Origin of the sequence: Paenibacillus solisilvae, assembly GCF_042656405.1 — a bacterium.
Classification (GTDB): Bacteria; Bacillota; Bacilli; order Paenibacillales; family Paenibacillaceae; genus Paenibacillus_Z; species Paenibacillus_Z solisilvae.
In genome coordinates this window covers 1-13,388 of sequence record NZ_JBHSOW010000015.1, presented here as the reverse complement: position 1 = coordinate 13,388, position 13,388 = coordinate 1, and the positions used below count along the sequence as shown (strand labels likewise).

17 protein-coding genes are annotated in these 13,388 nt (G+C 51.3%); 15 read left to right on the top strand and 2 right to left on the bottom strand.

All coding sequences use genetic code 11. The features are described 5' to 3' along the window. Window positions 1–533 (top strand): WIAG-tail domain (locus ACFPYJ_RS02870; RefSeq protein WP_379186536.1); only part of this gene is annotated, 533 nt, incomplete at its 5' end. 64 nt (window positions 534–597) lie between these two features. Here the strand turns inward: ACFPYJ_RS02870 and ACFPYJ_RS02865 are convergent. Next, entirely contained in the window at window positions 598–1,068 is a 471-nt protein-coding gene (locus ACFPYJ_RS02865) for a hypothetical protein (RefSeq protein WP_379186535.1), read from the bottom strand. Window positions 1,069–1,989: 921 nt separating this feature from the next. On the opposite strand from ACFPYJ_RS02865, the gene ACFPYJ_RS02860 reads away from it, so the two are divergent. The 11 genes from ACFPYJ_RS02860 to ACFPYJ_RS02810 all read left to right on the top strand — a co-directional run bounded on the left by ACFPYJ_RS02860 (window position 1,990) and on the right by ACFPYJ_RS02810 (window position 9,676). Beyond that, window positions 1,990–2,748, top strand: a complete 759-nt coding sequence (locus ACFPYJ_RS02860; RefSeq protein ID WP_379186810.1) for a glycosyltransferase family 2 protein — start codon at window positions 1,990–1,992, stop codon at window positions 2,746–2,748. 4 nt (window positions 2,749–2,752) lie between these two features. Beyond that, window positions 2,753–3,847, top strand: a complete 1,095-nt coding sequence (locus ACFPYJ_RS02855) for a family 2 glycosyl transferase (protein WP_379186534.1) — start codon at window positions 2,753–2,755, stop codon at window positions 3,845–3,847. Then, window positions 3,844–4,590, top strand: coding sequence for a glycosyltransferase family 2 protein (locus ACFPYJ_RS02850; RefSeq protein ID WP_379186533.1), 747 nt, complete (start codon window positions 3,844–3,846; stop codon window positions 4,588–4,590). The genes ACFPYJ_RS02855 and ACFPYJ_RS02850 overlap by 4 nt, the downstream gene beginning before the upstream one ends. Window positions 4,591–4,656: 66 nt before the next feature. Beyond that, on the top strand, window positions 4,657–5,379 hold the full coding sequence (locus ACFPYJ_RS02845; RefSeq protein ID WP_379186532.1) for a sugar phosphate nucleotidyltransferase: 723 nt from the start codon (window positions 4,657–4,659) through the stop codon (window positions 5,377–5,379). Continuing rightward, on the top strand, window positions 5,376–6,425 hold the full coding sequence (locus ACFPYJ_RS02840) for a GT-D fold domain-containing protein (RefSeq protein ID WP_379186531.1): 1,050 nt from the start codon (window positions 5,376–5,378) through the stop codon (window positions 6,423–6,425). Before ACFPYJ_RS02845 ends, ACFPYJ_RS02840 begins: the two co-directional genes overlap by 4 nt. Window positions 6,426–6,468: 43 nt before the next feature. Beyond that, the gene (locus tag ACFPYJ_RS02835) at window positions 6,469–7,848 is read left to right on the top strand and encodes a glycosyltransferase family 2 protein (RefSeq protein WP_379186530.1); all 1,380 of its coding nucleotides are present in this window, start codon (window positions 6,469–6,471) and stop codon (window positions 7,846–7,848) included. Between the two features lie 93 nt (window positions 7,849–7,941). Then, a complete protein-coding gene (locus ACFPYJ_RS02830) occupies window positions 7,942–8,229 on the top strand; it encodes a nucleoside-diphosphate sugar epimerase (protein ID WP_379186529.1) in 288 nt (95 codons plus the stop codon). Between the two features lie 26 nt (window positions 8,230–8,255). Further along, a complete protein-coding gene (locus ACFPYJ_RS02825) occupies window positions 8,256–8,600 on the top strand; it encodes an alpha-helical endospore appendage domain-containing protein (RefSeq protein WP_379186528.1) in 345 nt (114 codons plus the stop codon). After that, window positions 8,597–8,884, top strand: coding sequence for a hypothetical protein (locus ACFPYJ_RS02820; protein WP_379186527.1), 288 nt, complete (start codon window positions 8,597–8,599; stop codon window positions 8,882–8,884). The genes ACFPYJ_RS02825 and ACFPYJ_RS02820 overlap by 4 nt, the downstream gene beginning before the upstream one ends. Window positions 8,885–8,918: 34 nt before the next feature. Then, on the top strand, window positions 8,919–9,212 hold the full coding sequence (locus ACFPYJ_RS02815; RefSeq protein ID WP_379186526.1) for a hypothetical protein: 294 nt from the start codon (window positions 8,919–8,921) through the stop codon (window positions 9,210–9,212). A 131-nt stretch (window positions 9,213–9,343) separates the two neighbouring features. Then, window positions 9,344–9,676, top strand: a complete 333-nt coding sequence (locus ACFPYJ_RS02810) for a hypothetical protein (RefSeq protein ID WP_379186525.1) — start codon at window positions 9,344–9,346, stop codon at window positions 9,674–9,676. Between the two features lie 26 nt (window positions 9,677–9,702). Here the strand turns inward: ACFPYJ_RS02810 and ACFPYJ_RS02805 are convergent, their stop codons facing one another. Beyond that, window positions 9,703–10,275: a helix-turn-helix domain-containing protein gene (locus ACFPYJ_RS02805; RefSeq protein WP_379186524.1), complete on the bottom strand. Its 573-nt coding sequence runs from the start codon at window positions 10,273–10,275 to the stop codon at window positions 9,703–9,705. A 176-nt stretch (window positions 10,276–10,451) separates the two neighbouring features. Here ACFPYJ_RS02805 and ACFPYJ_RS02800 point away from each other — a divergent pair, with 176 nt between their 5' ends. From ACFPYJ_RS02800 to ACFPYJ_RS02790, 3 genes are read left to right on the top strand one after another with little or no spacing between them, the layout of a single operon-like run. Further along, a complete protein-coding gene (locus tag ACFPYJ_RS02800) occupies window positions 10,452–11,447 on the top strand; it encodes a Gfo/Idh/MocA family protein (protein ID WP_379186523.1) in 996 nt (331 codons plus the stop codon). Then, on the top strand, window positions 11,444–12,208 hold the full coding sequence (locus ACFPYJ_RS02795) for a sugar phosphate isomerase/epimerase family protein (protein ID WP_379186522.1): 765 nt from the start codon (window positions 11,444–11,446) through the stop codon (window positions 12,206–12,208). Before ACFPYJ_RS02800 ends, ACFPYJ_RS02795 begins: the two co-directional genes overlap by 4 nt. 13 nt (window positions 12,209–12,221) lie before the next feature. Next, window positions 12,222–12,584, top strand: a complete 363-nt coding sequence (locus tag ACFPYJ_RS02790) for a cupin domain-containing protein (protein ID WP_379186521.1) — start codon at window positions 12,222–12,224, stop codon at window positions 12,582–12,584. Window positions 12,585–13,388 lie beyond the last annotated feature (804 nt).

Sequence of the window (13,388 nt, the reverse complement as noted above, 5' to 3'; positions counted from 1 at the left end):
GTGCGAAGCTGGCCGCAGGCGTAATCAGCGCCGAAGCGCTAAGTGACGAATCGATTACGGGAGCGAAGCTGGCGAAAGGTGCAGTAAGCACGGAAACGCTGAGCGATGGTTCCGTGACAAGCGCGAAGCTGGCGCCTGGTTCGGTTAAGGCGGAGCATCTGGCATCGGATGTTTTCGGGGTAACGTCAGTTGGTCAACGGTTGGAAAGCGAGCAGCTGCAGGATGGGTCGATATGTGCAGCGAAGCTGGACTTTACACCAATCCGTTCAACAGCTAAACAGACAGCCGTGCAGCAATTCGGATTAGCAGCTTACAACTTTGCAGGTCAAGGCGAGCTGTTGGACTGTACCATCACCTTTGATGAACCCTTTTCAAATGCGAACTATGTCTTTGTTGCTACAACCGATCAAACCTCCTGCTATGCTGTCATTAAAGCAAAAACACCTGAGGCTGTGCAAGTAACCATTATCCGTACCCGCATCAGCCCTGAGCCGAAGGGACTTATTAACTGGATTGCAATAGGCACCAACTAATACGAAAAACCTCTGTGAAACCGGCTTACAAGCGGCTTCACAGAGGTTTTTTTGGCATTTTCAGTTATTTGCAGGGGATAAACCGGTAGTCGTTTTTCAGTCCTGTCCGGCTAATGATAGTGAGTCCATTCGAAGAGGATCTAGCAATTGTATAAAAGATCACTACATTTCCACTCGAACCGCCCGATAGAACCGCTCTTACACGAATTCTAGTCGATGTCTGACAGATGATGCGCAAGGAAACGACGTGGTTAGGGACAGGACCCGGATCTGCCAGAATGACATAGCGCCGCCCGCGAAAGAGAATGGATTTGAGGTTGCAGAATTGAACCTGGCTAAATGCAGGGCTCCAATACTTTCGAAAAAAAGCGATAATCTTCGGCCGAATGCTGAACTGAAGCGGCAGCTGGATGTATTCATCACCCCTCACGACGATAACTTTACGACCAAGGCTGGAATCATAAACCTTGAACCAAGCGGCCTCCGCCTGATTGATAAAAGTACGAAGCCGTCTACGAAGCTCCAAATCTGACAAATGATCACGTCCTTAAAGTTTTTGCGAGGCTGTGCCTAAGGCTGCCGGTCAGGCAGCAATAAGCAAAAACTGCTTCGGAAGCATGTGCTAAGTTTTTGCGAGGCTGTGCCTAAGGCTGCCGGTCAGGCAGCATTAAGCAAAAACTGCTTCGGAAGCATGTGCTAAGTTTTTGCGAGGCTGTGCCTAAGGCTGCCGGTTAGGCAGCATTAAGCAAAAACTGCTTCGGAAGCATGTGCTAAGTTTTTGCGAGGCTGTGCCTGAGAGCCGGTTCGCAAGGGCTGTCCTCTTTTTCTATAGCATATGTAAAATGATAGATTCAGTTGCAAGGGCATGTGTCCTTATCCGCTTGTATACCTTATCTCTCTTTTGCTCTCGTATCCTCTTCATTTGTCTGTATGATAAACGCGTGAAAACGAAGTGAGGCGTAAGCCTTGACGTACAAAAGCCGTTCCTCTTACTCTTTCTGATCCATACAATATGTTGTAAAAGCTGGTTCCAAGGAATGAGGCAGCGTAGATTTCAGTCATTTGTGACAGCGAAGAGGTGATAGCGATGAAGAGACCCTTTGGTGGAAATAGGACAGCTGGGAATCGTTCTATGAGTAATCTGTGGTTGAAGCTAGTGCCGGTGCCATCCAATTCAGCAATTTCAGCTAAATCAGCCAAGCCTGCCAAGTCTGCCAAGCCTGCGGAGGCTGTTATCCATAGGGTTAAAAGCAGACCGGTGATCAAACCAAAACCGAGCACGATTGCTGCTCTCCGTTCACCCAAATCTAGCAGTAAACCCGCAATTCGCCGTACAAAACAGAGCTCTAGTTCACAGATTACGAAACGAAAATCCCAGATACGGCATACGCCACGTTCTATCTCTAGCAAAAGAGTATTCAGGCGTCAGCTCCAGGAGGAACTTCCCGCGGTCAGTCTGCCGGAAGCCATATTATCCGCTTCGGAACCCATCGTATCCGTCATTATCCCGGTGATGAATGAACGAAGAACGATCGCCAGGGTCATTCGAGAGGCTTCACGCGTCCATAACAAGACCGAGGTTATCGTTGTTGCTAATGGTTCCACTGACGGTTCATCGGCAATTGCCAGACGTTGCGGTGCCCATGTGATTGAATACCCTAGCGCGCTTGGGCATGATGTGGGACGGAGTATAGGGGCGTCTGCAGCTAAAGGTCAGGTTCTGCTGTTTATTGACGGAGATATGGTTATTTCAGCGGAAGCACTGAGGCCTTTCGTTCAAGCCGTTCTTACAGGCGGTGTGGATGTCGCGTTAAATGATTATTCGGGACCCACCAAAAAGAGAGTCGTACACAGCGTTGTTTTAGCGAAGCATGTACTCAATGCTATGCTTCAGCGATCTGATTTAAAAGGGACCTCCATGACGGCTGTTCCGCATGCGATCAGCAAGCAGGCTTTGGAGAAAATCGGCGCAGCAGCACTTTCCGTACCTCCTCTGGCTCATGCCAAAGCCGTGCACTATGGCCTTGTCGTTAACGCGGTTCATCGGATAAATGTAGGTAAACTGAATTTGCCGCGTGCAGAGAGGGAACGAATCAACCCACTAGAAACGCTGATTATCGGAGATCATCTGGAAGCGATAGAATGGCTGACAGAGCAGACCGATGAGCGTGGAGGTTTCGAAGATCAACAGCGAAAACGAGAATGGGCGAGGTGAGCATATGCGGCGGTCAAGAGCGACAAGAAGCAAGCTGAAACGAAGAAACGCAGGCCGTAGTTCCCGTTCCGCTGCCTTGCTGCGGCGCGATAAACGGGGCTTATTCTCCTCGGCAAGCGATTTAAGAGCGGCTTACAGCTCAGGCATGCAGGATGCCAAACAGCTGCGGGCATCCGGATTTCCGGCTGTGATCTCTAATTCGTTAAAGCAGCGTATCAATGAAAGCTGGACGCGCAGATGCGAACAGAGGCCGTCATCCTCACTCACGGGAAAAAGGATTGCAGACAGCTCCCATTATGCAGAAGGCTTCATGGCTGAGCTGAATTTGCCTTCTCAAGCCTGGCTTCCTGTTCCCAAGCATCAATCAGCAGCGGCGGTTGTACTCCCAAGCTCGGGCTTGAATATCGCAGCGATTCAAGAGCTGTTAAGGCTGCCGCTGGACGAAATCATCGTCGTGCTGGAGGCGCAAGGCGAGAAGGGCTTTGCGGAAGCCCGCAGATTGCCCGGGGTTACAATCGTTCACATAACGGAATCCCTCGGCCAGGATGTTGGCCGCGCAGTCGGCGCGAAGCTGACCAAGGCGGAAACGGTTTTATTCACGGATGGTTCTGTCTTCATTCCCGCTGAGCGTCTCGCCTTCTTGCTCGCGGCTGCAGACTCCTCAACTGATGTAGCTTTATCGGATATCAGCGGCGCTGTAGGTCTCTTTAGTCAATGGGATGATATCACACGAATAAGAGCCTTCATGAATTGGTCGCTGGGGCGTCCGGATCTGGCAGCAAATTCGGCAGCCGACCTGCCCCAGGCGTGGTCGCGAAGAGCGATACAGCTTGTTGGTGCTGAATTATTAGCAGTCCCGCCTGTTGCGCATCAGTTCGTTATTCAGCATAAATTAACGGTTACGGCTTACTTGATTCAGAAGGGCACTCACAGCCTGATCAGAAGAACCATTGCACCTTTCAGTGATACAGCAGCCGAGAGATTGATCATTGGCGATCATATTGAGGCGTTGGCAGCAGCCATGGAGCATAGAGGAAGCAGACTCTCCTATCTGGATCGTTCAAGAACCCGGATTGCGGGCAGAGGTGGTGGCTCATGAGACGTACGAGTATTATCATTCCAAGCTATAACGGCCTTGCACTGCTTCAGCAGGCTGTTGATTCCATACGCATGCACACCCTTGAACATGAAACTCCGTATGAGCTTATCGTTGTCGATAATGGATCTACGGACGGCACATGTGAATGGTGTATTCGAGAACGGGTGACGGTGATCTCTTTAGCTGAAAATATCGGCTTCCCCACCGCTTGCAATAAAGGCCTTCGCCTGGCAACCGGTGATAATCTGATGATTCTTAATAATGATGTTACGGTAACGGAGGGCTGGCTGGCAGGACTTCAGGAAGCATTGTACAATCAGCCGGAGATTGGAATTGTCGGCCCCGTAACGAACTACGCAAGCGGCAAACAGCAGGTCGATTATCCATTTGAATCGATGCAGGAATTTCACCGTATTGCAGCTGAAGTCCGTCAGAACAGGGAGCTGGCTGCTGTTCCGATTCTTCGTCTTGTCGGCTTTTGCATGTTGTTCAAGAGAGAGCTGTACACGCGGATCGGAGAGCTGGATGAGCGGTTTGCACCTGGACATTATGAAGATGACGATTATTGCTTCCGGGCTAGAATGCATGGCTACATCCTGCTGATGTGTTCAAATGTGCTGGTTCACCATCAGGGCAGCGTCAGCTTCAAACGCAGCAGCCCCGTAGAGGTAGGGCAGCTGGTGGAACGCAACCGTCAGCAGTTTATCGCAAAATGGCAGGTTGACCCCGCAAGCTTTATATAGAGGCAGAGTACTTACGATATGCGTTTGCTCCAAAGAGGAGTGGAGGCTTAGGAGGTTTTATAAGAAGTGAAAGCTGTCATTCTAGCTGGTGGCATGGGAACGAGATTGCTGCCGCTTACGAGACTGTTGAATAAACATTTGCTGCCCGTCGGCAAGCTTCCTATGATATGTTACGGCCTTCACCGGCTGCAGGAGGCAGGCATCACCGATATTTTGCTCGTCACCGGTCGGCAGGCTGCAGGTTCATTTACCGATTTTCTTGGCAGCGGTCAAGAGTTTGGCGTTTCGCTTACTTATCGTATTCAGGAAGAAGCGGGCGGAATCGCTCAGGCACTGGATCTCGCGAAACCTTTTATCGGCGATGACCGCAAATTCATTGTGCTGCTTGGCGACAATCTGTTCGAGGAGCCATTGAAACCGCATATTGACGCCTTTACCCGGCAGCCGGATGGGGCGATGGTGCTGCTCAAGCAGGTTCCCGATCCGCATCGTTATGGAGTTCCGGTCTTTGATTACAATGGTAAAATCGAACGGATCGATGAGAAACCTGCTGACCCGCAGACCGATCATATTGTGACAGGCATCTATATGTTCGACGATACTGTATTTACTCACATCACCGAGCAGGCTCCCTCCCATCGGGGAGAACTTGAGATTACCGATGTCAACAATGCTTATGCCGCTAAAAACAAGCTGGAATACAGTCAGATTCATGGCTGGTGGACGGATGCGGGAACTTTCGAGTCTTTGCTCGAGGCCGCTAATAAACTGATAGGAACAGTCCCTTGAGCCGCCGGCTGATTTTGCCGCGAATCTCTGCTAAGCCGCTGGTTAAACCGGCATTACCAGGCAGCAAAGACAAAGTGCCGTCAGTGAAGCGGGTGAGCCATCGTATGTCGAAGAAACGGACAAGAGTGGGGATTCGTCCCTCCTCGAAACGCCCAAACCGCTCGAAGCGCCGCCTCCTTCATCAGGAGAAACGGGAACGGTCCTTACTTAAGCCGGAATCGGCTGAATCATCGTATAAGGACGGCTATGAGCTGGGGAAATACGAGGGCGGAGAGATACTGCTTGAAATGGCGACCCCGCAGCATATGCTGCTTCCGGAGGTGAGTCTTCAGGAGGTTATTAGTGCGGGAGTTGAGATGCTGAAGCCGCTCTGTTACCCGCTTATGGAAGTACAGGAAGTATTCGCTGAGATGGAGCAGGCGGTTAGGCTGGAACGGCCTTGCGCTGTTATCCGGTTAGGCGACGGCGAACTGCTGGCATTATCCCAGGAGAAGATCTATGACAGCGAAACGGTGAAGCAAGAGGGCAGATTTCTCTCCTATGCAGGTGTGAACCCGCCTGATCTGCACGCCCGTGATCAGATCGCGCTTGCTATTTGCCATGCGCAAATCGTCGGGGTGCCCATGTCGAGGAGGAAGAATTTCCAACCGCTCCTTCATCCTGTTCTGCGCAGCCACGGTATTGATCCAAGGCGGCTTCGCCTGACCAGTTCCACCATTAATTACGGTTTGCATACAGCAGGATTATTAACGCAGCTGCTCCAAGGCAAGAGACTGCTCATTATCGGCAATGTCGCTCCTGAGCTTGCCCAGGTTCTGCAAGAGAACGGCTTTCTTGTAACGGGTATCATTAGCCCGGTTCATGGTTTTGCGGATATTGAACGCGTCATGGCTGAGGTGAGGGATGCCGTATTTGATTTGGCGCTCGTATCAGCCGGTATTCCGGCCGTTGTGATCAGCTACCGAATTGCGGCAGAGCGTGGAAAGGTCGCCATTGATTTTGGTCATATGGCAGATGCAATTGTTAAAGGCGAGGTTAAATTCTGACCTGCCAGGTTGAAGTATGGATTCGAAATGGGAGAGAAAAGCGATGAAACCAAAGAGACGGCAAGTTCGCCTTCAGAAGCGGCGCCGATCCGTGCGATCCGCCGTCCGTAAAGCGAAGCCCAGTGAATATCCGGCCGGATTAGAGGCCGGATACAATGAAGGGCTGCGCTCGGGCTACGAGAGCTTCGGCAATCTTTTTGAAGGCACGAGCATCATTATCCCCAGCTACAATCAAGTGGATTATCTGAAGCAGTGTATAGACAGCATTGGCGACCATACCCGTTTATTGTACGAAATCATTGTTGTCGATAATGCCTCCACCGATGGAACGGCTGACTATTTGAAGAAAATCAGCAGTCAGGTGCGCTACCGGGTATTGGAGACGAACCGCGGGTTTGCGGGTGCAATCAACATCGGCATGATGATGGCGAAAGGGACGACACTGCTGCTTCTGAACAACGATACGATTGTAACGAAGCGATGGCTCGAGAATATGCTGGATTGTTTGAACAGCGATCCGTTAATCGGCATGGTTGGCCCGGTGACGAACTACATCAGCGGTGACCAGCGTATTGAAGTTCCATACAAGAATGTGGCAGATATGCCGGCTTTTGCGCAGCATTTTAATATCCCCGATCCTGCAAAATGGCAGCGGACCGACCGGCTGACGGGATTCTGCTTACTGCTGCGCCGGGAGCTCTGGGAGCGTACGGGATTTATGGATGAAGGCTTCAAGGTGGGTAACTATGAGGATGATGATTATAATATTAGGGTCCGCCTTCAGGGTTACTCGCTGGTCATTGCGCGGGATACGTTCATCCACCATTACGGCAGCGTCAGCATGAAGGCGCTTGGTGAGAAGCTTACCGAGGTCAATAACCATAATATGCATGTGTATATGGACAAATGGGGCAATCCGCATGAATTGATCCACAATGTCAAAGAGAAGGCCGCCAAGAGAGCCGCCATGGGCGAGGAATCCGGCCAGCCGCAGCCGCTTGGCGAGACAGCCTTCTTCCCGCAAAATGTGGTCATACGCGGTGTTGGAGAAACACCGTTCTGGGTGCAGGGCGGGATTCGCAGACCGGTGACCGGGGAGCTGGCACTGCCGGTCATTCGCTTATCCCAGATTGACTTAAGAAGGTGGCCGCTTGGCGATACAGTCACTGCGGAGGAAGTCGGCGCACACTGGCATGGTCAGGGTGGAGCCATGGGGCAATCCGGCGGGCTGCCCGCAATTGGAACAGACGGTGTATGCTATGTCGTGGAGCAGGGTATGCGCCGCAAGGCAGCAAGCAAGGCAGCGTTGGAAGCTTGGGGGCTGCATTTGAAGCCTATCGGTTTGATATCGGACGATCAGATGAGCAGTCTGCCAGAAGGTCTGCCGATTATTGCCCCGGTGCGCGTCTCTGCGAACTTATGAACGCCAGAGCCCAAGGGCGCTTGCACTCGATCTGCACAGTATCACGCGGGAATCAAGCGCATATGCTGTTAAAGAGCAAGGAGGGACAGCGGCATGCAGCACATAGTAACTGAAATGATCGAGCATATGTCACATTCGCACGCACAAATGGCGAGAGTCCTTGAGGCGAAGCGTCATGTGGCGGTGCGTATGGCACAGATGGTGCAGGCCCTGCCGGACCAGCATCCGAACTTCGGCGGATTACACGAATTGATGGAAAACTCGCATGCGGTGACGAGGAATGTTGTCGCATATTTGAACAGTATAGCCGAGCTGCAGGAGACGATGGCGGTTACGATTACCGCTGTGATGAAGGAGCTTGAAGGCGAAGCAGAGGAATAAGGCGGGGAAGGAAGCGTGCTTAAGCGATGAGTCGTGAAACAGCGTATGCGCGAATGCTGGATGCCTCCGCTAAGCTGCAGTGGAATGTGGCGATGATTCTGGAAGCTAAAGCAGTCGAAGCGGAAAAGGTACGAAGCTGGCTTTGCAATCATGTCACTCCGGAAGCCTACGCGGAGCAGCAGGAACATCTCAAAGAGACGCTACTTGTCCATGAGCAGCTTATTGAGGTCATAGACGGATTAACGAAGCTGAACCAGGGCATGGTGAGCGTGCTCAGGGCAACATTGCGCCACAATATCCAGGAGCCTGAAGGCCAATCGATGGGAAACATGTTCGGCGGGAATTTTGACGCAGGAGACAGAGTCGAATGAATCTTCCTCAGAAAGAGTGGGAGGCGCGGATTGAGCTGATTCATTCAATCGCCAGGAGTCAGCAGGCAGTCGCCCGTATTCTGGACAGTATTGCCGATGTAGCCGACCACTCTCCTGATATGGCGAAGTCAATTCGTGAGAATGTGGCTTCTCTGACTGCCATGCAGCTCACAATGGCCAAGACGGTAGCCGGAATGCGATTGAAACGCGCCAAGAAGCAGGGGATTCCTTCAAAACCGTGGCTTAACACCAGCGTATCCCGAGCAGCGGAGTGCAATCGTTAAGCAGCAGGAAGCAATCGAAGAGGAGGCAACGGCATTGAAGCAGCCAGCAGGTAGACGCAAAGGGCGTCCGGTCTCAGCGAGCAATCGGACAAAACGAGTTAAGCGAACGCTGAGCAAGCAGAAGAAAGCTGTCCGCGGCTCGAAGCTTGGCAGGGCCAAAGGCATCAATCGGCGCCGGACAAGAGAACGCAGCCGCAAGAAATCCACAAGCAGGAAGCTCAGCGGCTACAATCAGGCGTTCGATCAATCCTACAACGAAGGATATAATGCAGGCTTTGCCAAAGGATTTGAGGACGGCCATCAGCTGGCCTATGAACAGCAGCCGTAAACAGCGAACGCTACGGGCGTCCGCTGTTTTTTGCTATAATCAGAAGAGTGCTGATGATTTGCTGTGTGCGATGAAGAGCGCTGAGAGCTTCGCGCGCTGCGATACACCTGAGCTGAAGGCGGAATCCGATTATGGCATTTGGAATCAAGAGAGAAGAGCTGGAGCGCTGGAAAACGGCGGTTGCAAGCGGGGAAATTGCTTTTTTGACTCATTATTGGCTGGATCCCCGCTTCCCAGGGAATAAGACCGTGACCAAAGTGGGCTGCTCCGATCTGGGCATGCTCTCCGACTGGTGTCTTGCCAATGGTCTGAATCCCAAGTACATTCACAACCGGCAGCCGTTTCCCCATTATGATGTCATTGGCTCCAAGCAGGCTGAAGTGCTGAAGCGTGAAGGGAAATGGGAGCAGCTGAGAAAGTTCGGATTGGACTTGGGGGTTAAGGCTCCATGGGAAGGTTCATAGACAGTGAAGGAAATAAAGACCGGAAATCATTGGCTGTCCGCTGATTTCCGGTCTTCTTCTGTAAAGACCGCCAAATATTTGACCTGAGAGGATAAAGGGATCACCAGATGCTCTTCAAGGGAATTAAAATATACCCCGTCTCCTGCGTTCATCTCATATTCCAGGTTTCCGACCTTGTATTTCATCCTGCCGGAAAGCACGTAAATGAATTCCTGCCCTTCATGGGAGAAAACGTGACTCTTGACCTGCCCTTTCTCGGCAACAAACAAATACGGCTGCATGATCTTGTCTCTTCTTCCGGGAGCAAAGGCGAAGAAGGAGTAGCCTTTGTTCGTTTTGATCCATTTATTGACGTCATTGTACTCCGTTGCACTAGTAAATACGGTTCCGTTGCTTATATCAGGCTCAAGCAGGTCGGATACCTTCACGCCAAGCGCTCCGGCGATTTTCATTAGCGTCGCAACAGCCGGCATCGTGCTGCCGCTCTCGATCTTGGACAGCATGCTCTTCGTGAAGCCGCATGCTTCAGCAATTTCATGTTGTGTACGTTTTTGCTCCTTGCGGATAAAACGGATTCGTTTGCCCAATTCCATTTCCATACCTCACCACTTAAAGTTTACTATCATTCAACTTTACCGATTTTGGCATGAAAACGCCAGTCATTTAACTATGCATGGTAAAAAAAACGGTTGCAGCATCCACTTCAGTGCGTTATATTGATTTTAATTCAACTAGGTTGAATAATTGGAAAATAAATTGAACGGGGTGTGCAAACATGAAGAAGTTTAAAGTCGGGCTGGTCGGAGCAGGCGGCGTAACAGAGCTGCATCTGGAGGGTTACAAAGGAGCGCCGGAGCTGATCGAGTTTACCGCAATCTGCGATTCGAACCCGGACATGCTTAAGCTTCGGGCAGATAAATACGGTATCCCAAAGCGCTTTACGAATCTGGATGAATTTATTCAGGGCAGCGGCGTTGATGTTGTCGTCGTTTGTACACCTACGTCAGTCCGAAAGCAGGTTGTCTTCCCGCTGCTGGAAGCTGGATTTCCGCTATTTGTCGAGAAACCTTTCTCCGACACGCTGAGCGAAGCCGCAGAAATCACGGAGAAAGCCAAGCAGCTCGGTATCCCGGTTGCTGTCAACCAGAATTTCAGACGCCATTATCCATTCGATATCGTAAAGAAGCTCGTTGCCGATCATACCATCGGAAAAGTCACCATGATCAACTTTAACAATATGTTTTTTCGTCAGGACGCCGGCTGGCGGCTGGATTGTGAGCGGCATGCGCTGTCCGTTATGGGAATTCATTGGTTCGACGGCTTCCGCCAGGTTCTCGGTTGCGAAGCTGAGTCTGTCGTCAGTCTGATGCGTTCATCGGAGGCGATTCATTGCAAAGGGGAAACAGATGCGACCGTACAAATTAAATTCGAGAATGGCGCCATCGTTACCTATACGCAAAGCTTCTCTTCCATGATCGGCAGAACAGAGATGATTGTGATCGGGGAAACAGGCACGCTCCGCTGTGATCACAGCTATGTAGAACTATACCGCCAAGGCGCTAGAGAACCATCCGTGCGATGGGACCACCGCTTCTCACGGGAGGAGAACAGCTTAGAGAATATTAAGCAGCTGTTTACCTGGATAGAGACCGGCAAGGAGGCCGCTAACAGCGCAGAAGACAATCTGAAGATTGTAGCTATGCTCGATGCAGCTTATGTGTCAGCGAAAGAGAACCGGATCGTTCAGCTGCGGGGCGGAGTTCTGGTATGACAATGAAGTTTGCTTTCTCAAGACCGACTGGAACCGATGGAGAACGGGATCGGTTGTTAAGCGGCTACCAGGCAGCCGGCTATCAGGGCCTGCAGCTTAAGTCCGGCCAATACGAGCCCTATCTCAGAGAGCCGGAACGGTTTCTTGCGAAGTGGGGTCACCTGCCGGGAGCGGGATCTGCGTTAATTACCGGAGGAAGGCTGGATGAGGAGGGACTCCAAGAGCTGCGCGAAAGGTTCCGTTTCGGACAGGCGATCGGATCTGAACGAATCATTTTCTGCCATGGCGTGTCCAGAAGAGCGGTAGAAGCGGAAGATATTCGAACGTTTGCGGAAGTGCTGTCGAATATGGGGCAGGAAGCTCAGGAGCAGTACGGTATTAAGCTTTCCCTGCATCATCATTACGACCAGCCGGTCATGTACCGGGAGGACTTTGATCTATTCTTCGATCGCGCGCGGGAGGGAACGGTTGGCCTCACAATAGATACGGCTCATTTGATCAAATCAGGAATCACTGACTGTGCGGAGCTCATTCGAAGCTTCAAGTCGGTCATCGATAACTACCATATGAAGGATTTCGCTGAGGGGGATTGGCAAATCCTCGGACGGGGGACAATCCCTTTCCAGCCGATCTTTGAGGCGATCCAGGATACCGGATACGGCGGATGGGTGTCGGCAGATGAGGAAAGCGGCGGGGAGATTGAAGAAGGAATGGCCGAATGCCTCGCCTTTTTGAAGAGGGGATTCGGGCTTCATACTTAGGAGGAGAATATACATGGCTACAATTACAGATTTGCGTAAATTGGAAGAAGGCCGAATCTTATCGATGGACTGGGGGAAGATCCAGTGGTTATGCGGCAAGGATATCGATCCGGAAGCGGAAATGACGTTCGGGATGGTCTATATTGAGGCAGGTAAAGCCAATGACAGGCATATTCACCCCAACTGCGAGGAGGTTATCTTCGTGTTGTCAGGCGAATGCGATCATTCATTAGGAGACGAAAATTTCCATCTGGAACCCGGCATGATGCTGCGGATTCCAAGAGGTGTTCCGCATAACGCCAAGGTGACGAGCTGGGAACCCTGCCGTATGATCATTGCGTATTCCGCACCTGACCGGCAGACAATCGGGGAATAAGACTGCCGGCCTCCATCAAGGTGACATGAAAGCGGGTGGTTCACACCCTAGTGTGCCACCCTTATAAAATAGAAAAATGGCTGTACAGGTGGTCATAGCTGTACAGCCATTTTTCTAATGTCGTCGCCGATGCCTAGTAGATGCTCATGCGGAGCTGATCGACGGCGTCGTTGACGATAGGAATGAGAGGGTATTGCAGCGTATCCTCTTGCAGGCCCAGGGGCATTCGATGTACAGGAAACCTCTCCTTTGGTAATGGTAGGATGGTACCTCCATTCCAGAGACGGTACCTCCATTCCAGGGAAGGTACCTCCATTCCAGTAAGTGGATGGTACCTCCATTCCAGAGACGGTACCTCCATTCCAGGATGGTAGCTCCATTCCAGGGAAGGTACCTCCATTCCAGTAAGTGGATGGTACCTCCATTCCAGAGACGGTACCTCCATTCCAGAGATGGTATCTCCATTCCAGGATGGTAGCTCCATTCCAGGGAAGGTACCTCCATTCCAGTAAGTGGATGGTACCTCCATTCCAGTAAGGAGAGGTTTCCTCTTATTCTAATAGTGAAGAAAATTGATCAGCGGCATATTGGTTGACCGCCATTACGTATCGTCACCCCATCTTGATGGGAGCTGTTGCGGGGTACAGAAAGATAGCAGTTGCACCTTAATCTATACTGGAATTCGTACAGTTAAAAACGGTGCAATCCGCTAGTGGCTGCCCCTATACTGCAATCCTGGACCTCTGTCAAGAAAGTGGACACCCACATAAGGCACTTAACGTGCTCGTTTGTAATACATCGATT

Coding starts and splice junctions, on each gene's coding strand:
- ACFPYJ_RS02790 (WP_379186521.1), top strand. CDS start 12,222: ATGGCTACAATTACAGATTTGCGTAAATTGGAAGAAGGCCGAATCTTA.
- ACFPYJ_RS02835 (WP_379186530.1), top strand. CDS start 6,469: ATGAAACCAAAGAGACGGCAAGTTCGCCTTCAGAAGCGGCGCCGATCC.
- ACFPYJ_RS02805 (WP_379186524.1), bottom strand. CDS start 10,275: ATGGAAATGGAATTGGGCAAACGAATCCGTTTTATCCGCAAGGAGCAA.
- ACFPYJ_RS02820 (WP_379186527.1), top strand. CDS start 8,597: ATGAATCTTCCTCAGAAAGAGTGGGAGGCGCGGATTGAGCTGATTCAT.
- ACFPYJ_RS02795 (WP_379186522.1), top strand. CDS start 11,444: ATGACAATGAAGTTTGCTTTCTCAAGACCGACTGGAACCGATGGAGAA.
- ACFPYJ_RS02810 (WP_379186525.1), top strand. CDS start 9,344: ATGGCATTTGGAATCAAGAGAGAAGAGCTGGAGCGCTGGAAAACGGCG.
- ACFPYJ_RS02830 (WP_379186529.1), top strand. CDS start 7,942: ATGCAGCACATAGTAACTGAAATGATCGAGCATATGTCACATTCGCAC.
- ACFPYJ_RS02825 (WP_379186528.1), top strand. CDS start 8,256: ATGAGTCGTGAAACAGCGTATGCGCGAATGCTGGATGCCTCCGCTAAG.
- ACFPYJ_RS02850 (WP_379186533.1), top strand. CDS start 3,844: ATGAGACGTACGAGTATTATCATTCCAAGCTATAACGGCCTTGCACTG.
- ACFPYJ_RS02855 (WP_379186534.1), top strand. CDS start 2,753: ATGCGGCGGTCAAGAGCGACAAGAAGCAAGCTGAAACGAAGAAACGCA.
- ACFPYJ_RS02800 (WP_379186523.1), top strand. CDS start 10,452: ATGAAGAAGTTTAAAGTCGGGCTGGTCGGAGCAGGCGGCGTAACAGAG.